This window comes from candidate division Zixibacteria bacterium HGW-Zixibacteria-1, assembly GCA_002838945.1.
Classification (GTDB): Bacteria; Zixibacteria; MSB-5A5; order GN15; family PGXB01; genus PGXB01.
The window spans coordinates 17,904-38,017 of the sequence record PGXB01000026.1 but is presented as its reverse complement, the minus strand read 5'-3'; the positions used below and the strand labels follow the sequence as shown (position 1 = coordinate 38,017).

General features: G+C 50.4%; 16 protein-coding genes. 9 read left to right on the top strand and 7 right to left on the bottom strand.

The window, feature by feature from the left end; all coding sequences use genetic code 11:
* Nucleotide 1: 1 nt before the first annotated feature.
* Nucleotides 2–1,315 carry a hypothetical protein gene (locus CVT49_10555; GenBank protein PKK83065.1) on the top strand — a complete coding sequence of 438 codons (1,314 nt, stop codon included), beginning with the start codon at nucleotides 2–4 and terminating at the stop codon, nucleotides 1,313–1,315.
* Here the strand turns inward: CVT49_10555 and CVT49_10550 are convergent.
* Genes CVT49_10550 through CVT49_10540 form a run of 3 tightly spaced genes read right to left on the bottom strand, consistent with a single transcriptional unit; the run spans nucleotide 1,312 to nucleotide 5,446 of the window.
* On the bottom strand, nucleotides 1,312–2,289 hold the full coding sequence (locus CVT49_10550; protein PKK83064.1) for a peptidase M15A: 978 nt from the start codon (nucleotides 2,287–2,289) through the stop codon (nucleotides 1,312–1,314). The two genes, CVT49_10555 and CVT49_10550, sit on opposite strands and share 4 nt — an antisense overlap.
* Nucleotides 2,290–2,315: 26 nt before the next feature.
* On the bottom strand, nucleotides 2,316–4,100 hold the full coding sequence (locus tag CVT49_10545; protein ID PKK83063.1) for a peptidoglycan-binding protein: 1,785 nt from the start codon (nucleotides 4,098–4,100) through the stop codon (nucleotides 2,316–2,318).
* A complete protein-coding gene (locus tag CVT49_10540) occupies nucleotides 4,049–5,446 on the bottom strand; it encodes a hypothetical protein (GenBank protein ID PKK83062.1) in 1,398 nt (465 codons plus the stop codon). The genes CVT49_10545 and CVT49_10540 overlap by 52 nt, the downstream gene beginning before the upstream one ends.
* 165 nt (nucleotides 5,447–5,611) lie before the next feature.
* Between CVT49_10540 and CVT49_10535 the strand changes: the two genes are divergently transcribed.
* The 7 genes from CVT49_10535 to CVT49_10505 all read left to right on the top strand — a co-directional run bounded on the left by CVT49_10535 (nucleotide 5,612) and on the right by CVT49_10505 (nucleotide 13,459).
* Nucleotides 5,612–6,118 carry a hypothetical protein gene (locus CVT49_10535; GenBank protein PKK83061.1) on the top strand — a complete coding sequence of 169 codons (507 nt, stop codon included), beginning with the start codon at nucleotides 5,612–5,614 and terminating at the stop codon, nucleotides 6,116–6,118.
* A 194-nt stretch (nucleotides 6,119–6,312) separates the two neighbouring features.
* The gene (locus tag CVT49_10530; protein PKK83060.1) at nucleotides 6,313–7,572 is read left to right on the top strand and encodes a hypothetical protein; all 1,260 of its coding nucleotides are present in this window, start codon (nucleotides 6,313–6,315) and stop codon (nucleotides 7,570–7,572) included.
* Nucleotides 7,573–7,602: 30 nt separating this feature from the next.
* On the top strand, nucleotides 7,603–8,268 hold the full coding sequence (locus CVT49_10525) for a macrolide ABC transporter ATP-binding protein (GenBank protein PKK83059.1): 666 nt from the start codon (nucleotides 7,603–7,605) through the stop codon (nucleotides 8,266–8,268).
* An 11-nt stretch (nucleotides 8,269–8,279) separates the two neighbouring features.
* Nucleotides 8,280–9,536, top strand: a complete 1,257-nt coding sequence (locus CVT49_10520; GenBank protein PKK83058.1) for a hypothetical protein — start codon at nucleotides 8,280–8,282, stop codon at nucleotides 9,534–9,536.
* The gene (locus tag CVT49_10515) at nucleotides 9,533–10,723 is read left to right on the top strand and encodes a hypothetical protein (GenBank protein PKK83057.1); all 1,191 of its coding nucleotides are present in this window, start codon (nucleotides 9,533–9,535) and stop codon (nucleotides 10,721–10,723) included. Before CVT49_10520 ends, CVT49_10515 begins: the two co-directional genes overlap by 4 nt.
* Nucleotides 10,724–10,757: 34 nt before the next feature.
* Nucleotides 10,758–12,140 carry a sigma-54-dependent Fis family transcriptional regulator gene (locus CVT49_10510; protein ID PKK83076.1) on the top strand — a complete coding sequence of 461 codons (1,383 nt, stop codon included), beginning with the start codon at nucleotides 10,758–10,760 and terminating at the stop codon, nucleotides 12,138–12,140.
* A complete protein-coding gene (locus CVT49_10505; GenBank protein ID PKK83056.1) occupies nucleotides 12,137–13,459 on the top strand; it encodes a histidine kinase in 1,323 nt (440 codons plus the stop codon). Before CVT49_10510 ends, CVT49_10505 begins: the two co-directional genes overlap by 4 nt.
* A gap of 132 nt (nucleotides 13,460–13,591) precedes the next feature.
* Here CVT49_10505 and CVT49_10500 read toward each other — a convergent pair whose 3' ends face one another.
* The 4 genes from CVT49_10500 to CVT49_10485 all read right to left on the bottom strand — a co-directional run bounded on the left by CVT49_10500 (nucleotide 13,592) and on the right by CVT49_10485 (nucleotide 19,013).
* Nucleotides 13,592–14,473, bottom strand: coding sequence for a hypothetical protein (locus CVT49_10500; protein PKK83055.1), 882 nt, complete (start codon nucleotides 14,471–14,473; stop codon nucleotides 13,592–13,594).
* Between the two features lie 19 nt (nucleotides 14,474–14,492).
* Nucleotides 14,493–16,340 (bottom strand): sodium:sulfate symporter, encoded by a 1,848-nt coding sequence (locus tag CVT49_10495; GenBank protein ID PKK83054.1) that lies wholly within the window; start codon nucleotides 16,338–16,340, stop codon nucleotides 14,493–14,495.
* Nucleotides 16,341–16,409: 69 nt separating this feature from the next.
* On the bottom strand, nucleotides 16,410–17,264 hold the full coding sequence (locus tag CVT49_10490) for a hypothetical protein (protein ID PKK83053.1): 855 nt from the start codon (nucleotides 17,262–17,264) through the stop codon (nucleotides 16,410–16,412).
* 24 nt (nucleotides 17,265–17,288) lie between these two features.
* Nucleotides 17,289–19,013 (bottom strand): hypothetical protein, encoded by a 1,725-nt coding sequence (locus CVT49_10485; protein PKK83052.1) that lies wholly within the window; start codon nucleotides 19,011–19,013, stop codon nucleotides 17,289–17,291.
* Nucleotides 19,014–19,145: 132 nt separating this feature from the next.
* Here CVT49_10485 and CVT49_10480 point away from each other — a divergent pair, with 132 nt between their 5' ends.
* On the top strand, nucleotides 19,146–20,111 hold the full coding sequence (locus tag CVT49_10480) for a hypothetical protein (GenBank protein PKK83051.1): 966 nt from the start codon (nucleotides 19,146–19,148) through the stop codon (nucleotides 20,109–20,111).
* The last annotated feature ends 3 nt before the right edge of the window (nucleotides 20,112–20,114 follow it).

The window sequence follows — 20,114 nt, the reverse complement described above, 5'->3', positions numbered from 1 at the left end:
AATGTTTGATAAGTCAATGACATCGACGATCTTTCTGATCCTTATTGGTTTGCTGCTGACCACGCCGAATGCATATCCTGCTGACTGGCTATCCGTTCATGGTTATTATAAAAGTTATTTCACTGCCTATGACTGGCCCGATATCGATTTTTTTATAAGCAACAAATTTGATTATACGAAAGAGTCGCCGGTGTATGCGGCGGTGGATAACCACCTGCGGCTCAAGACAACCGCCCTGATAACAGACAGGCTGTCGCTTACGGGCGCGTATGATTTTTCTCCCCGGGCTGAACGTGATACGACCCTTAATCCGGTTCCATCGTGGCTGGCGTCCATTTCCACAACAAGGTCCGGTTACCGGGTTGATGATATCAGGTACCGCCTTTATCCCGGGCCGAAAGATACAATGGGTAATTTTGGCATTTATCAAAACCTTGACCGATTGTTTCTGACGGTCAACAGCCGCTTTGCGGATATCTATGTCGGCCGCCAGGCGATTGCCTGGGGTTCGGCCCGCGTGATCAATCCAACTGATGTCCTGGCGCCGTATGCTTTCAACGAGCTTGACGTCGAAGATCGTATCGGTGTCGATGCGGTTCGCCTGAGGATGCCAATCGGGTTGCTGAGCGAAATCGACGCCGGATATGTTTTTGGGGATGATTTCGAATCTAAGAAAAGTGCCATGTTTTTGAGGGGAAAAATCAATTACCGTCGTTCCGATATATCGCTTCTGGCGGTCGGTTTTCGGGAAAATCTGATGATCGGGCTTGATGTGGCGCGGCCGATCGGCGGTGCCGGGTTCTGGTTCGAAGGCGCTTATGTTTTCGATAAGGCCCTTAATTCAGACGAACGCGACGGTGATTATGATTTCTTCCGGGGCACTATCGGATGCGATTACAGTCTTCGCGACGGCACCTATCTGTTTATCGAATATCATTATAACGGCGCCGGTGTCAATGATTTCGAAAACTCGTCTGAGACTATCAGCAATGAAGCCTATGGTGAAGCATCCGGCTATCTGGTCGGAAAACATTATCTGGCCCCGGGGGTAAACCATCAGTTGACGCCACTGATAACGATCGGAAGACAATTGCTGGCCAATCTGAGTGACCCTTCGGTATTTGTGATGCCGACGGTCGAATATAATATTGCCGAGAACATCTATCTGTCCGGGGGAGCTTATCTCGGTTTTGGGGGAGGCGCCGATTGCAGGGGGGACTCAGACTCGCTTCCCATTGTCCTGCATCTTACATGCAAATCGGAATTCGGTAATTATCCCGATTACTATTTCACATCATTCAGGGTCTATTTCTAATATCCCCAGCGCGCCCGGTAGCCGCGCACATCGACATGGACAAACGGCCCGTGGTCGCCGGTTCTTTTGTACCTGGCCAGACCGCCGATAAGTCTTTCGAAGATTTTTTTCCCGGACATGTCGTCGATTATATCATACATCACCGCGGCATCTTTCCAGTTGATTTTACCGTCCTTGTTGAGATCGTCCATCATATCGTCTTTCGGGTTTTCATCGATAAATATATCTGCGGCATCGCCCCACTGGTGGCGGCTGTATTTGACATTGCCGATTGTCTTGTTATACTGAGGAGTACGATAACCGCTGAGGATATTGAAAGTACCGCAGCGATAGCCTTTTTCATTAAGCGCCTGTAGAATCACCTCAAGTTTAATCAGAAGCAATTCTCTAAGAACAACATACTTGGGATAGCCGTTATTCTGCTTGCAGGCAAACTGTTTGAGCCGGAAGTGGGGAGTTAATCTGGTTTCGGCATTCTCTTCGGTGATTTCGACAAATCCCGGCGGCGGCTTATAGGTGGGGAGCCCCTTGTATAGCGCTTTGGGGTAACGCCCGATATGATAGCCGTTAAGATATTCGCCATTCATCTGTCCGTACGGTATCAGGACGAAAATGTTGACGGTCGTGGTATCGCTGTGTTCCCGGCAGACAATATTGAGCTGATAAAGCCCCGATTGTTCGGGAGCCGTCCATTGCCAATGCATATCCCCCGACATGGCAATGGTATCGGCCAAAGCGGTTATATCGAAACTGCAGGGTTTATCGGTGACCGGTATTTCGATGGTTATCTCTTCCGACGGCATCAAAAACAGGCTCATGATGGAATAGTCAAAAGTAAGATCATTGACTTTGACGGTAAAGGACGCCTTGTCGGTAACATAGGCTGAATCAGGCGCAGGCATGGCCGCAACGCTCATCACCGTGATGCAAACCAGCGCAATTACACTAAATGAAATTTTCGTGAAAAAATGCATAAGTTGTTTTTATTGCACTATATGGTTCAATTTTCAAGCGGCTCCGGGTGTTCTTCATTCAGAGCGGCCGATAAGACGCTGTCTCTATTGTAAATGTCTTCCCGGAAATTAACTCCGCCGTCAGGGGAAACCCAGGCGGTCCAGTACAAAACATGCACCGGAATCTGTTCGGGAAGGGGGACAGTCCGTTCCGCGCCGGCATTAACGGCTTTTATCATTTCCTCTCTGCTCCAATTCGGGAGATTTCTTAAGAGATATAAGGCAAGATCAAACGGTTTTTCTATCCTGATGCATCCCGAACTGAATCCACGCGATGATTTTGAAAACAGATTTTTATCCGGGGTGTCATGTAAATAGACATTAAACTTATTGGGGAACATGAACTTAATTCCGCCGAGCGCATTTTTTGGGCCCGGCTCCTGCCGAAGCCAGAAATCAAATTTCTTCGGTGAGAGTGCTGCCCAGTCGATTGATTCAGGCCTGATTTCCACCCTCTCCGAGCCATATCCCCTGAAGATCTTTATGTTTTGTTCTTTGATGTATTCGGGGTTCTTCTTCATCATGGGAATAACGTCCTGCGAGGTTATGTTAGCCGGGATGTTCCAGTACGGGCTCAACACAAGGTAAGTCATTTTATCACTGAAGACCGGGGTCCGCCGATATGTTTTTCCGACGATGATGCGCATTGTGAGGACCGTGACCGTATCCTCATTAACATCCAATTCATAGTTGGCAATATTGATAAGGATATGTCTTTTCCCGAGATCCTGGGGCAGCCAGCGCCATCTCTCCAGATTCAGGAGAATTTGCCGGACTCTTTGATTGGCCGGGACATTTAATGCCGCGAGGGTGCTTTTTCCCACGCTTCCGTCAATATCGAGTCCATGGCGGTTTTGGAACCTTTTGACGGCTGCTTCCAACGAGTCGTCAAAAAGGATTGAATCAGGCGCGCTGTATTCGGCCAGATCGCCGGTGATGGTCAACCGTTGGCGCAGAACGGGGATCCTCTCGCCGGCGTCACCTTTTTTGAGTGTCGGTCCCTCGGGCACGGCGGGCCAGCCGCCCTGGGAATCGAGGGCGCGGTAGCGTCGCAATGCCTTTTTAAGCAAGGTATAACCCGCCTGGGGCGGGGCCAGGTTCCGAAGGGTTGAAGAGATGGAATTTTCAGTCAGCGCATTATCGAGGATGGATATCAAATCAGCTTCGCACAGATTAGTGAACCATTCGGGATCGATCGTCACCGGATTGACTTTCCCCGAGATAAGATGCGATCCATAAATAAGGAAAGCATCCGTCAGCAGTAAATCGAGATCGGCCAGTATTATTACTTTTTTGGCCTCGGATAACCTGAATGACCTTCGGACGGTAGAAACAAGGCTGTCTATTTTTGCAACATGGTAATCATTAGGGCGTAGTCCCTCGGCACCGGCCAGTTTTATTATCCCGATCAAAGAATCCGCCTGTTGTAGAATCATCCCGCTATCGATCCAGCCCGGATAGTACCCCCGTCGCTCATAAAAAACAGGAAGAGCCATTGAAGCATATACAAGTTCATCACCGATAATAATGGTTTCCAGTATTGCGGATGATTCGATACGGTTACGGATCTGCTCGGCAATGGCATTGTCGATCTTTCCACCATTTATATCAAAAGAGAAGGTTGATATCGCACCAAGGAAAAAAAGAACCGAAATCAGCATAATTATTAAAGTGTATTTTTTCATGATTATTTTGTCGAACAGCATAACATCCCAGTCAATTACAGGTCCAAAATATAGCTTTCTTGAAATTCGGGAAGCGCCACTTCCCATTCAAATTGTGTCGTTATTTTTTCCGCGAGCGATTTCCGGGCATCCTTTTCGCCATGGACGACAAATATTTTTTTTGGCCCACGATTAAAACCCATCATCCAGGCCAGGGTTTCATTGTAGTCGGCATGACCGGATAAGCCGGTAATATTTTCGATTTTGGCCTTAATCGGGACCTCTTCGCCATGTATTTTGACGGTCGGGGCGCCGTTGAGTATGGTTCTCCCGCGGGTACCTTCCGCCTGATAACCGACAAACAGTACGGTATCCTTCGGATTGGGCAGGCGCTGCATCATGTGATGCATGATTCGGCCGCCGGTAATCATACCGCTCGAAGAAATAATAATAGCCCTGTCGCGAACATCATTGATGGCCTGCGACTTTTTCCTGGATTCGCACAGGCGCATATCACCGGTGCGGAATATTTTTTTGCCCATAATAGTCTGAACGCGGCTTCTCAGATTCTGACTTGGTATTTGTTTTTCGTATATAGTCGTGGCCTCGAGTGCCATGGGCGAATCGAGATAAACAGGCAGGATCGGGATCTTTCCAAGTTCCTCGAGTTCCCTGATAACATACAACAGGGTCTGGGTGCGCCCGACGGCAAACGAGGGTATAATCAAAACCCCGCCGCGTTCTATGCTCTCATTAATCACCTTTGTTAATTCATCATAAAATGAATTGTCAGCATGCAGGCGGTCGCCGTACGTCGATTCGACAACCAGATAGTCGATGTTGTACACCTGAACCGGATCGCGAAGAATGACGCGGGCCGGTCGTCCCAAATCTCCGCAAAAGAGAATTTTGCGGCTGTCCTGTTCACCATGGGAAATTTTGATATCGATGAAAGCAGAACCCAGGATATGGCCGGAATCCCTGAACTTCAAGCGAATATCGCCGTTGAGAGAGACCTCATCGCCGTAATGAAAAGAGGAAAACTGGCCGATGCATGCTTCGGCGTCCTCAACCGTGAAAAGAGGCAAAGCCGGGTCATGCTTGGAGAAACCCTTCTTGTTGGCCCACGCGGCATCCTCCTCCTGAAGATGGGCGCTGTCTTTCAAAAGAATTTTGCTCAATTCGGCGGTGGGATGGGTGCAGATTATCGGGCCGCTGAATCCATCCTTGCTCAAACGCGGCAGGTAGCCGATATGATCGATATGGGCGTGAGTCAGGAGGACGGCGCTGATTTCGGACGGCGGGACCGGGAACGGTTCCCAGTTTTTCAGCCGGTTTTCCTTGGGGCCCTGAAATAAGCCGCAGTCTATCAAAAGCTTAAGATCCTTTATTTCCAGAAGAAACCGTGACCCGGTCACCGTTTCCGTGGCTCCATAAAAAGTCAGCTTTGCCATAAATAATCCTGCTTAAATAAGGTTTATAGTTTATTATACCCATAAAAAGACGCGAAGGCAATTTAGAAATGTTTCGCAGTCTGTGAGACCGGGCATGGGATTTCACAGGTTTTAGAACATTGCGCGGATCAGAACGTAAGCAATAACAAACAAAAACTAATAACCATGGAGATAATCATGTCTTCCCGCGAAAATATTTTGTATATGCTTAAAGTCAATCAGCAGGTTTTGAAAAGGCTGCTCGATGACATAACGGAAGAGGAATCGCTCGAGCAGGGCGCGGACGGTCATAATCATATCCGCTGGCAGGCCGGCCATATTGTCCACAGCAATGCCTCCATCTTGAGGCGGCTCGGAGGGATCGTCGAGGATTCGGAAAGATATGAAAAACTTTTCGGCGGCGGCTCGAAAATTTCCGACAATCCTTCGGTTTATCCGTCCATGGACGAGCTTCGGGCCCGCCTTTATGAACTCCAGGAGCAATCAATCACGGCGGCGGAGAAAATTTCCGACAAGGCTCTGGAAGCCGATGCCGACTGGGGCGATAAGAAATTACCCGCCTGGAAACCGGTCTCATTTTTATGTATGCATGATTTTTATCATGCGGGTCAAATTGTAAATATCCGGAAAATTCTCAAGCGCGAGCAACCCTTTGGATACGACAGGACTTAAGTTGCAAGCCGGGCCGTCGATACTGCCCGGCTTTTTTTATGCGAATGACCCTTATCCGTAATCGGACAGACTGTCCGTTTTCGGACACTTTTTGAGAAGAGTGGTGGCTGTAACATATTGAAATTCAACAAGTTTATTTTGGCACGGAAATTGAATATAGAATATAAGAATACAAAACAGGAGTTGATCAGCAGATGGACAGAGAGCTTCCCGCCGAAGTAAAACGGAAACGAAGATTAAAATTTGTCATCAGAATAGCCGCGATAGTGATTTTGCTGACCGGGGGTGTCTGGGCACTCCGCGAAGTCATCAGTCCGACTCTGGACGCAAAAAAAATCAAAACATATGTTGCGGAAATCGGGCTGGTCGAGGCCACCTTGTCCGCCTCCGGGGTGGTTGTACCGGAATATGAACAGGTTATCACTTCGCCGGTGAATTCGACCATAGAGAAAGTATACCGGAGATCTGGCGACAGTGTCAAAACCGGCGAAACCATTCTGGAAATCAACAAAGATCTGTCACAAATGGCCCTGAAGCAACTCACCGACGAACTGGGGATGTTGCAGAACAACAAGGAGCAATTGCGGCTTGAGTTGGAAAGAAAGTTAATCGATCTCCAGGCATCATTTGAAATAAGCCGCTTGCAGGCGCAGTTTATCCAGACGCAATACGACAGAGTGAAACATCTTCATGATATCGGCGCCGAAACGGAAGAGAATCTTCAGCGGGCGGATCTCAATGTCAAAATCGCGCTTCAGGAAGTGCAACAGTGGGAAAAGCAAATTGATAATCAAAAGGCTTTTCTCGAAGCCGAGCTGAAGGGGCTTAACCTTCAAATCAGCATCCAGAAGAATAAAATCGACGAGGTACAGCGGGAGCTGAATCTTTCTGATGTCAAGTCATCACGCGACGGTGTTCTTACCTGGGTCAACGAGAATATAGGATCTTCAGTAAACCGCGGCGACATTCTGGCGCGTGTCGCCGACCTGGGCAGCTTCCGGGTGGATGCAAACATTTCGGATATTCATGCCGACAAAATTCTGGTCGGCGGGCCGGCAAAAATCCGTATCGGCGAAAAATATCTGACGGGCCGCATCGGCTCGGTCAGCCCGGCTGTGCAGAACGGGGTTATTACATTTCTTGTGGAGCTCGATAACAGAGCCGACAAAATACTCCGTCCGAACATCAGGGGCGATGTTTATGTCATCACATCATCCAAAAATAATGTCATTCGTGTCAAGAACGGCCCGTTTTATACCGGCCGGATGGATCAGGAAGTGTTTGTCGTGAAAGGTGATATCGCCGTCCGCAGAGATGTCAAAATCGGGGTGTCGAATTTTGATTATGTGGAAATAGAGGGGGATATTTCGCCCGGTGATGAAGTAATAATATCAAGCATGGAAAAATATCGCCATATGGATGAAGTCGAAATCAAGAACAATGAACGTAAATAGAAACAACTTTTAAATATTGCAGAGTGAGTCATGATACAATTAGCGAATGTCGAAAAGGTCTATCGTACGAACACGGTAGAAACACTGGCCCTGAAGGATATCAATATCGTAATTGATGACGGGGCCTTTATGTCGGTTATGGGGCCCTCCGGTTCCGGAAAAAGCACCCTTCTCAACATCATGGGGCTTCTGGATACGCCGAGCAAGGGAGAGGTCGAGATCGAGGGGCAGGCGGTCATGAATCTTGATAACCGGGCCATGGCCCGATTCAGGAATGGCAAAATCGGCTTTATATTCCAGAGCTATCATTTAATAAACGATCTGACGGTTCTGGATAATGTCGAACTGCCGCTGCTGTATCGGCGTATATCATCATCGGAACGCCGTCGCAAGGCGTTGGCGGCGCTCGATAAGGTGGGCCTGAATGCGCGCACCAAGCATTTTCCCACCCAGTTGTCGGGCGGCCAGTGCCAGCGGGTGGCCATTGCCCGGGCCATTGTGGGCGAGCCGGATATTATTCTGGCCGATGAGCCGACCGGAAATCTTGATTCCGCCATGAGCGATGAAATCATGAATATTCTCATTGGCCTGAACAAGAATGAAAAAACGACCATTGTCATGGTGACTCATAATCAGGAACTGGCCAGGAAAACCGAGAAGACCATCCGCCTCTATGACGGCAGCCAGGTCGATTGAAAGGGGCGAGTATGTTCAAAAATTACATCAAGATTGCCCTGAAAGTACTGATGCGAAGAAAGTTCTTCACTTTCGTCAGTCTATTCGGAATCACATTCACTCTTTTGGTCCTGACCATCGTCGTGTCCATGCTGGTGCATACATTGTCGCCGGCCAAGCCCGGCTCCAAACTGGACCGGTCATTATTCATTGAGCGGATATATCTCAGTGGCGAAAACACATCGATCTCAGCACAGCCGAGCTACCATTTTCTCGATAAATATGTCAGGCCGATGAACAGTCCCGAGGTTGTATCGCTCTACAGCAGCGCCGCCGAGACGGATACTTATGTAAATAACAGGAAGCTCACTGTCAAGATAATGTACTGTGATGATGTTTTCTGGGATATCCTTGAATTCGATTTTATCGAGGGCCGGCCGTTCGAGGCTGTTGATAATTCCAATGCCGAAATGGTGACGGTCATAACCGACCGAACCAGCCGCCAGTTATTCGGGGAATCGTCCCCAATCGGTAAATCGTCCCCAATCGGTAAATATATCGAAACCACCTCAGGCAGTTTCCGGGTAATAGGTGTCATAAGGGCCGAAGATATAACACTGATGCAGTCTTATGCCGATGTCTATGTTCCGGTGACAATTTCCCGTGCCGCCATGACAATAGACCGTCCCTTCTCCAATTTTCATGCTATCGTTATGGCCCGCGACAAGTCGGATTTCCCGGCAATAAAAGATGATATGAATAAGGCGCTGGATCGGGCCAGGGAGGATCTCAAAGGTGAATTCAATGTCGTTGAATGCACTGTTGGAACACAAGCCGATCTTATATCGGCGCACATATTCGGCACTGAATCGGAAAGTGAGAAAGCCAGGCGTTTTGCCGCATTGGCGGCACTGATGGTCTTGTTTATGATCTTTCCGGCCATAAATCTGGTCAATCTGAATATCAGCCGGATTATCGAGAGGTCTTCGGAAATCGGCGTTCGCAAGGCCTTCGGGGCGTCATCGATGACCCTCGTGGGGCAGTTCATCGTCGAAAATATTGTCCTGACTTTGATAGGCGGTGCCATTGCGTTCGTCCTGGCTTCTATTATTCTGAATATTGTAACCGACAGCGGTCTGGTTCCCTTCGGCAAATTTACAGTCAACATTACTATCTTCCTGTACAGTCTGTTGATTTGCTTGTTTTTTGGGCTGCTCTCGGGGGTCCTGCCGGCATGGAAGATGTCGAGACTGAATCCGGTTGACGCCCTGAAAGGAGTGGAGGCATGATACGGCATATATTTAGACTGATTTGGAATCGCAAAATGCGTAATTTCCTGCTTATCAGCGAAATATTTTTCTCGTTTTTGGTTTTGTTCGCGGTGGGTACCATGGCCATTTCGAATATCACTAATTATCTGGAGCCGGTTGGATATAAGTACAAAAATGTCATGGTTCTGAATACCGGATGGAACAGCATCATTAATGAAATTTCCAAGCCGGAGCTTGTTGCCAAATTGCAGCAGATTTATACCGAGTTGAAGGCATCTCCGGAAGTCGTCAATGTCAGCTGGGTTTCCGGAAATGTTCCATTTTTCAATTCTCAGTGGGGGACTTCACTGGAAATTGACGGACAGGAATTTTCGACGGATATATGTATGGCCGGGGATGATTATGCCCGCGTCCTCGATATCCCGATTCTTGAGGGTCGCTGGTTCGGTAAAGAGGATGATGCTTCACCCCGAATACCGATCGTTATCGAAAATGACGTAAAAGAGAGGATTTTCGGTGATCAGCAGGTTTTGGGAAAAGTAATACCTAGAAAGGATGATGAGTATGTAATTGTCGGGGTCATCGGCAACTACCATTATCGGGGCGAATTTATGACTCACCGGGGCGGATTCTTCCGGCGGCTGAAGCTTGAGGAAGGCTCATCCCAGACTCCCGACTATTTCATATTCTCGGTCGCTGACGGCACCGGAATTGAATTCGAGGACAGGCTGATACAGCGTTTGGGTACCATGACGCCGGGGTGGGTTATGAAAATATCCAGTCTGGAAGATCTCCATGCAGGAAATGTTAAAGATATGCTGATGGGGATGCTTTTGTACGGGATTGTTGCCGGCTTTTTGATTTTCAATGTCGCTTTGGGAATATTCGGGGTACTCTGGTATTCGATTAACCGCCGCCGCGGAGAAATCGGATTGCGGCGGGCGGTCGGCGCCGATTCGAGTCAGATATTCAAGCAGATTACCGGTGAAGCGCTGGCCCTGGCCACTTTTGGCATTATTGTCGGGATATTTGTGGCCATACAGGCGCCGTTGCTGCAATTTATCGAAGATATCAGGACCTCGACCTATATTTTGGCAGTGGTTTTTGCAGCCGGTATGATATATCTTATAATTACGATATGCGCCCTTTATCCGAGCCGGCTGGCTGCCCGTATTCAGCCGGCGGAGGCGCTTCATGATGAGTAACTTTATTGGTCCGTAAACGTATAGCATTATGGATATGCAAGCTGCGAATGTACTAATAGTCGATGATGACAGCGCCGTCAGATCCTCGTTGAGCCTGATGCTTAAACAAGCCGGCCATAAGGTGATTTCCGCCGATTCTCCCGAGAGCGCCCTGAGCCTCCTTGAGCCGACTCTGCCCGATCTGTTTATCATTGATATGAATTTCTCGATGAAGACATCCGGCGAGGAAGGGCTGGCCCTGCTTCGGGAAATAAAGTCGGTCTGCCCGGACCGTCCGGTTATTCTGATAACCGCCTGGGGGACCATTCCGCTGGCGGTCGAGGGGATGAAAATCGGGGCCGTCGATTTTATTACCAAACCCTGGAACAACGAGCGTTTTCTGCAGTCGGTCAGAACGGCGCTGAGCCTGTCCCGGCGCAGTAATGTCGATAAAAAAAGAGTCTCAAGCCGGGATGAATTAAATAAGCTGTATAATTTCGATAATATAATCGGTATCAACAAGGAGCTGCTGGCGATTTTGGAAACGGTCGGCCGGGTCAGCACGACCGATGCCGCGGTTCTTATCATGGGTGAGAGCGGTACCGGCAAGGAGCTGATCGCCGAGGCGATCCATGTCAACAGTGATCGCTGTAACGGGTCGTTTGTCAAAGTCAACCTCGGTAGTATCCCATCCACGCTTTTCGAAAGCGAGATGTTCGGACACAGAAAAGGCTCCTTTACCAATGCCCTGTACGATCGTATCGGGCGCTTCAAAATGGCGGATGGTGGGACGATATTTCTCGATGAAATCGGCGATCTCGATGCCGCCAGCCAGGTCAAACTTCTGCGTGTGCTTCATGACCGGAGTTTTGAGGTCCTCGGTTCATCCGATAATGTGACGGCTGATTTTCGATTGATTACCGCCACCAACCGCGATCTCGAGGATCTTGTCAAGAACGGCCGTTTCCGCGAGGACCTGTTCTATCGAATAAATCTGATAATGTTAAGATTGCCGCCTCTCCGGCAGCGCAAAGAAGATATCCCTTTACTGGTGCATTACTTCATTGATAATCTGAAGACCATCTATGGGCGGAATAACTTGACCGTGACCGACAGTGCGCTCGACTGGCTGAGTGACCTGCCGTGGCCGGGTAATATCAGGGAGCTGAAAAATGTTGTCGAGCGGACGGTGCTGGTAAGCAGTCACGACCGTCTCGATCACCCTGACTTTCAGGCACAAATGAACCGCACATCGGGTACTATCAGCAGCGGCGCCCTGCCGGCGGTCGGGACCATTACGCTGGAAGAAATGGAGCAATCCATGATAAAAAAGGCGCTTGAGTTTCACGGCAACAACATCAGCAAAATCGCCCGATCACTCGGATTGAGCCGGGCGGCGCTGTATCGACGGCTTGAAAAGTACGGCATATCAATATGAAGCTTCGCCACAAATTCATAACCTTTGCGGTTCTGGTGCATGTTCTTATTCTCGGATTATCGATATTACTGATCGAGCAGAGCCGTTATCTTTTTCTTGTAATAGAAATCTTCATCATTGCCAGCCTGGTTGTCACCATTCATCTTTACCGGGCCTTTCTCAAACCGCTCAATCTGTTGACGGCCGGGATAGAATCGATCAAGGACCGCGAATTCAGTACCACTTTTCTCAAGACCGGTCAGCATGAACTGGACCAGCTTATTGATGTCTATAACCGGATGATCGAGCAGCTGCGGAACGAGCGCGTCAAGCAGCGTGAGCAACACTTTTTCCTGGAGCGCCTGATCGAAGTCACGCCGATCGGCGTCATAATTTTCGATCTGGATGAGAAGATCAACATGATCAATCCGGCCGCCCGGACCATGCTCGGACTGCATGAGGATGAAACTTACGGCTGTTCGCTGGATGATTTCAAAGACGCCCTGGGAAGCCAGCTGGCCGGGATGAATCCGGGCGAGGTGCGCATTATCCGGGTCAGCGGTGTTAAAACATACCGCTGCCGCAAGTCGCAGTTTCTCGACCGCGGCTTTCACCGGCATTTTGTCGTCATCGAGGAATTGACCAGGGAAATTATCGCCTCACAGAAACGGGCCTATGATAAGGTAATCCGGATGATGTCGCATGAGGTGAACAACTCGGTCGGGGCGGTCAATTCGATTTTACAGAGCTCGCTTAATTACAAGGAGCAGTTGACGCCTGATGACCGGGCTGATTATGAGAATATTATCAAGGTGGCGATCGAGCGCAATATCAACCTCAATGAGTTTATGTCCAATTTCGCCAACGTGGTGCGGATACCGCCGCCCCAAAAAGTGCCGTATGATATTCATAAACTGCTGGAGTCGATCGGCATCCTGATGGATGCCGAATGCCGGGGACGGAACATAGAGATACGCTGGAAACTGGCGCCGGTGCCGCTGATGGTCGAGGTCGATGTTCAGCAGATGGAACAGGTGCTGGTGAATGTGTTCCGGAACGCCATCGAGGCCATCGACACCGGCGGGACCATTGAAGTGCAAACCGAAAACTCGAATTCACAATTTCTGAAAATCATCGACAGCGGCGAAGGGATTTCTTCGCAGGCGCGGCCGTACCTTTTCACGCCATTTTACAGCACGCGCAAGAACGGCCAGGGGATAGGTTTGACGCTTATTCGCGAAATACTCATCAATCACAATTTTTCGTTTGATCTGGAGACAGTTCAACCGGGCCGCACCGAATTTCGGATTGATTTCAGCGACGCGGGTGTGATGGCGTAGGGTCTTTTCAATCAGTAGTCAATCTTACAAAATAGTAATGGTGTCGGGTTGATGCACCCGACACCATTTGGATACAGTCTCTCCCGGACTGACTTTGACAGCCGTTCGCTTATAGTGAACAGCTTCTTTTCTTTACAACGCTCCGGCGAGGCGGGCGGTCTCGACAATGATGTCGCGGCCGCGCAGGATACCGACCAGCTTGCCGTCTTTCAACACAGGTATGTTGATCAGCTTGTGCTCCACCAGCAGATGAATCGCTTCCATAATGGGCGCCTCGACATCGACAAAGACCCGCTCTTTGACCAGACCGCTGATAGTCAGTCTTCCGAAGACCTTAGTCTGCGCCAGAAACATCCCGGTGAAGAAACTGGCATAGGGCGAGTCACTCAGAAATGAAGGGATAAGCAGGCTCAACAGATTGGAAAATCTGACCAGCCCCAGAAAGTTCTCATTGCGGTCAAAGACGAGCGCCGAGCGCACCTGGCCGTATTTGGACGTCTCCGGTACCGGTTTGGTATAGGCCTCATGGATGGCCTTAAGAACGGTTGTAAGCGGATCATCGATATACACCTTGGGATACAGGCTCGGCGGAGCCATCAGTTCGGCGATGGTCGGCTCGGTCATGGGCTGTTCCGCGCCTTTTTCCAGAAGCGTATGTATCCGTGCGGCCAACTGGTCGATATCGACCGGTTTTTGCATGAACTCGGTGATGTCGAGCCGTATTCCGGCCAGGGCGGTATAATAGTCGCCGTGCCCGGTCAGGATGATGACCGGCAGGGTCGGGTCATTCTTGCGGATGCGCTGGAGCGTTTCGATACCGCTCAGTCCCGGCATTTTCTGATCGAGCAGGATGACATCGGGACGCTGCTTTTTGATTTTTTCGAGCGCTTCCTCGCCGCCGCAGGCTTCTTCCACATTAAATCCCCGCCGCGAGAGTCCCTGTGTCGTGGCCCGCCGGAAATCGGCTTCATCATCAACCAGCAGCAGATTCAATTTTGTTTTATTGTTATCCATAATTGGTACTCCTTCAAACTTATGCCGACGGCAGGCCGCCGAATCCAAGAATGCCCCAGTAAAACATACTCAATACAATCAAAAGCGCAAAGGCAATAATGGTGCAAACGATGCCGGCCCGCAGGAAATCTTTAGCCGTAAGATACCCGCTGGAATATACGATGGCATTGGGCGGGGTGCCTATAATCAGGAGATATGCCATCGATGAGGCGCAGGCGGTAACCAGACCCATGAACGGCACCAGCGTCGTTCCGGGATTGGCGACCGAAGCCATATTCAATGTAATCGGGCCGACCGCAGCGGCGGCGGGCCCGTCGGCCATCAGATTCGTCATGAACACCGTCACCGCGCCGCCGGCACCGAGCAGAATTGTTCCCGATTTGAGCCCGATAGCGGCCAGTCCTTCCACAATGGAGCGGGCCATCCAGTAAGCGGCGCCGGTTTGATCGAGCAAACGTCCGAAGACAATGGCTCCGGCATACAGCCAGACCACGCCCCAGTCAACCTTTTCCTGATAGTCGCGCCAGTTGACCACCCCGGTCAGAAGATATGCCACGGCACCGGCAATGGCGATCACGCCGATACCGAGGCGGACGCCGATCAATTTTGTGATGAGCGATTGCTCGGTAATCCACCCGAAGAGCATGACAAGAAATATGATCAGCGCAATAACCTGTTTTCTGTTCCAGCCGCCCATATGATCGATATCTTTCTGCAGCGAGATCAAAGCGGGGCGGAGGTCCTGTATTTTCGGCTTGAAAACGCGGTTGAGGGTGATCCACAGGACCGGCATCATGATGATGACGAACGGCATGCCATAGAGAATCCACTGACCATAGCCGATTGAAATGCCGAACATGTCCTCCAAATATGTCATGATGATGACATTCCGGGCGCCTCCCGATGGGGCGCCGAAGCCGCCGATGTTACAGGCCATGGCGATGGTAATCATAAGCAGCTTGGCCAGTTCGTTATCTTCCGGGACCGACTTTGTCAGGCTGTTGGAATACAGGATGACGCCGATCGGCAGGAAGATAGCCGCCAGGGCATGATCCGATATAAACGACGCCCCCGGTGAAATCACAAGAATCATTATAAAGGTGACCCATTTGACGTTGGGTTTGGCGAGGTACCGGAAGATGGTCAGGCAGATACGCTTATCGACACCGGTCTTGACGAAGGCGGCGGCAAACATAAGGCTGCCCATAATAAACCAGCAGGCGTCGGACCAGAACAGTTGGGCGATGTCGCTGCGCGATACGATCCCCGAAAAGACAAGAATCAATCCGATGCAGAAAGCGACACCGGGCAGAGGAATCGCCTCGGTGACAAAACAGACGACGACAAAGGCGACCATGGCAATGCAGACAAGAATATTTTTTGCGGCTTTGCTGACGTCTTTCTGTTCCTTTTCGGTCAGCATGCCGTAGTCGAGTTTGTCGTTACGAAGCTGTCGTCCCTGCATCAGAAGATTGTCGACAACTGTTTTATCGGTACCTTCGATGAGGGCACGATATTGTTTGAAGTGAACGTCTTCGCCTCGGACCCCGGCCTTTTGAAGTTCCTTATCACTTCGCTTGAGGACGGTTTCTTTTCTGGAGACCCCCTGTTTCATACATGCATCAAGCGCTTCCACGGTCACTTTTTGCCATTGCTCGATATCCTGGCGGTCTTTGCCGAATAGTTGCTGGGAATAGAAGTTCTGGACATATTTCTCTCCCATGGTGTATTCGACGGCAACATCCAGCATACTTCGAGGAATGGGCAGCATGATAATGATGACGAACAGTGCCACCGCAATCGAGAATCGCTTGTAGTCCACATAACGATCGTAAGCCGATGATTTAGGCTTTGTTGATTCTTGCATTGTTACACACCCTTTCCCATATATTTGAAAACCGCATTCACCGGGCTGCTGCCCGGTGTCTCCGGTGGATTATTCCGGGAACCTTCTTCGAATTTCATCGATCAGTTTTTGCTGCTGCTCGAAATAGACCCGTTTCTTGTCCTGGTAAAGTTTTCTGATGGTCTCGGTCAGGTCATCGATATCCGGCGGTTTTTTCAGATATTCGCTCGCCCCCAGCCGGACGCCTTCGAGAGCGGCCTCGACCGAAGGATGGCCGCTGAGGAGGATAATTTCCACGCTGGGAAAATCCTTTTTGACGTGCCGCAAAACTTCCATACCATCCATCCCGGGCATCTTGACATCCAGAATCATAATATCGACCAGCTCGCTTCTGAGCATGCCGAGGGCCTGCTCGCCGCCGGAAGCGGTGATCACTTCCATATTGCGGCGCTGCAGCACTTTTTTGAGCGAATCAAGAAAATCAATTTCGTCATCGACAATCATGAGCCGGATCGGTTCGCCGGTGTCGATCAGCGGGAAGCCGCTTTCGGCGGCGGCCGCTTTCTTTCCGGCGGCGACGGCATGATGAATGCGCTTGGCAAGTTCATCCATGTCGATCGGTTTGGCCAGGTAGTCGGTAATACCTTCCTTCGATGTCTGGAAAGCATCGCCCACCGAAGCATGACCGGTCAGAAGAATCACCGGCATGTCGGGATATTTCTCATGAATCTGCCGGAACACTTCGACCCCGTCGATATCGGGCATTTTCACATCCAGGACAATGGCGTCAAATACAATTTCATCGATCTTTTCAAGAGCGGTGACGCCATTGGGCGCAACATCCACTTCGAATCCCCTTCTGCTCAGTGCCTTCGACGAAGAGACCAGAAATTCCTCTTCGTCGTCAACGAGAAGCAGCTTGTATTTTTTGGTGCCTTTATCCATTGTAACACCTCTTATTTATTAGGCTTATCCGTTTTCAGTTTGATTGGGCAAAATTATTTTCATAGTTGTACCACGGCCCTGCTTGCTGGAGGCCTCGATAGTTCCGCCCCAGCTGTGCACGATGCCGTAGCAGACCGATAAACCCAGCCCGGTTCCTTTGCCGACCGGTTTGGTCGTAAAGAACGGCTCGAAGATACGGTCGAGTTCGCCGGGCGTGATGCCGGTACCGGTATCGGTGACTTCGATGATAATCGATTTGGCCTCGCGATGCGCACCGACGATTATTTCACCGCCGGAAGGCATGGCATCGACACTGTTGTTTATCAGGTTGACAAGAACCTGCTCGAGTTCCACCGGATCAAGGAGCGCCCGAGGAAGGTTCTCTTCGATATTTTCATGGAGATTGATATTGCGTACGGCGGCATGACGATGCATCAGGTTGACAATATCCATCAGGCGCGGTTTGATATCGGTCAGCTCCAGCTTTGATTCCTGACTCCTTCCGAACTGGAGAAGTTTCTTGGTGATACCGGCGCATCGCTGAACCTGGGTCTGACATCGCTTGACCGAATCGAGCGCATCATAAATTTCTTCCTTGCTGCTGTTGGGGTCCTTGAGGATATCGGCGATATTGGTCTGCTCGGCACTGATGATGGCCAGCGGATTGTTGATTTCATGGGCCAACCCGGTGGTCAGTTCGCCGATCGAGGCCAGTTTGGCCGAGCGAACAAAGGCGCGCGATATTTCTTCACGCTCGGCGGTGGCTTTGTCGATCTGGGCGGTCAGATGGCGCGTGGCAAAAAATGTGATAAGGGCCAGGAATATGACCGCGATCAGAACCACGTACGCTCCGTTGGCGATGGCCTGGTTGACCGGCGCCTGTATGTATGACTGATCCTGCTCGACGACCAGCATCCAGCGATTGTCATTGATCCAGGTGGTCACCAGAAGTTTGTTGACACCGCCGATAACGGCATGGTGATCCTCGACACCGGTATGTATGACAGGGGTAATATCGGGCGCGTTATCGAGCAGCAGTCCCGATTTGGGCGGCGACTGATAGAGCCCGTCGCGGTTGACGATGTAAGAATCGCTGCCGGGTCCGAGAATGCCGCTTTTGACCAGGGCGCTGAATTTCTCGCTGTTGATCGTCGCCCGCAAAATCCAGCGTTTGTTATTTTCGATAGTCTGAACGGCGATTATGCAATGAGGGACCTGTCGAAAACCGGGAAAGACATCGCTGATATATTTCCCGCTGAAATTGACTTCCTTGAACCAGTCGGCATCGCGGTAATTGCGGTCCTGAAGTTTGTACGGGCCGACATAGGCCAGATGATTGCCGTCGGCATCGATCACGCCTAGGTCGATAAAACCTTCATCGCTGGAAGCATTGAGATTGTTGAGAAGAATCTGCAGGCTCTCATTGCTGGACAGTTCGCGGGAGGTGTGCGATTCGGCGGCCAGCTGCAGCAGGTGGAGTTGTTCGGATAAATAGGCTTCGATGGCGTCGGCGTGCCCCTGGACGACGGTACGCATTTGCTCCAGCGATCTTTGTTCGAGCAACTCGCCGAAAACGATCCATGATCCGAATCCGGCAAAAGCCAGCGGGACCATAGCGGCGAACAAAAGAACCGCCACAATGCGCCAGCGAAGGGCCTTGCCCGCTCCCATAAACTTGCTTATTGCATCATTTGCCATAACATCTTCCAGCCGTTTTATATTTGTTCTTTCAAAATGACGGTTAAGCAACAGGTGTGCCCTAATTGTCGAAAATCTTATAAGATTATATATTACAATGTATTAGTAAGATAAAATTGATCTTGACAAAAAGTTGATATATATTAAATTGAAAGTATAATTTCATTTTGAAAGACTATTGTCATGAAAAATGCCGAGAGCCGATTTCAAGATCCGGATTTTATCGCGGAAGTGCGCAGCCGGTCATTTCGGGAAACACTCAAGATCGCGGCGCAGGTGGCCCGATTCGATTCTTTGGTCCTAATCAGCGGCGAAACCGGGGTCGGCAAGGAAGTAGTGGCGCGGTATATTCACTGGCTGTCATCGCGGCGGGACAACGCCATGCTGACCATCAACTGCGGGGCGCTGCCGGAGACCCTTCTCGAGAGCGAGCTTTTCGGGCACAAGGCGGGCTCGTTCACCGGCGCCATCAACGACCGGGTCGGCCTGTTCGAGCAGGCGGCGCGCGGGACCATTTTTCTGGATGAGATCGGCGACGTTTCGAAAGTGATACAGATCAAGCTGCTGCGGGTGCTTCAGGAGCGCGAGATTCTGCGGGTCGGCGAAAATATTCCGCGTAAGGTCGATATTCATATTATTGCCGCCACCAACCGCGATCTGGATCGTGATGTGCGCGAGGGGAATTTCCGTAAGGATTTACTGTACCGCCTGCGGGTGATCGAAATTCGGGTGCCGTCGCTTCGCGAGCGGCCGGAAGATATCGTGCCGCTGACCGAATACCTGCTGAAACTCCTGGCGAAAAAGCTGGAGCTTCCGAATTTGCATCTCGATGATGACTGCCTGGAGCGGTTTCAGACCTATTCATGGCCGGGCAATGTCCGCGAGCTGCAAAATGCGCTCGAGCATGCCGCGATATTGAGCGGTGACGGCGCGGTGCGCGCGAAACATCTCCCGCCGCAGATTATCGACCCGGCCAAAGTGTGGCATGAGCTGGATAGAACAATACCGCAAACGCTCGAAGAAGTGGAACTGGATCATATCAGGAAAATGCTTCGATTAACCGGCGGCAACCGGGCTGAAGCCTCGCGGATTCTGGGTATCGGCCAAGCCACGCTCTGGCGCAAGATGAAGATAATCAAAGGGGAGTGAGGG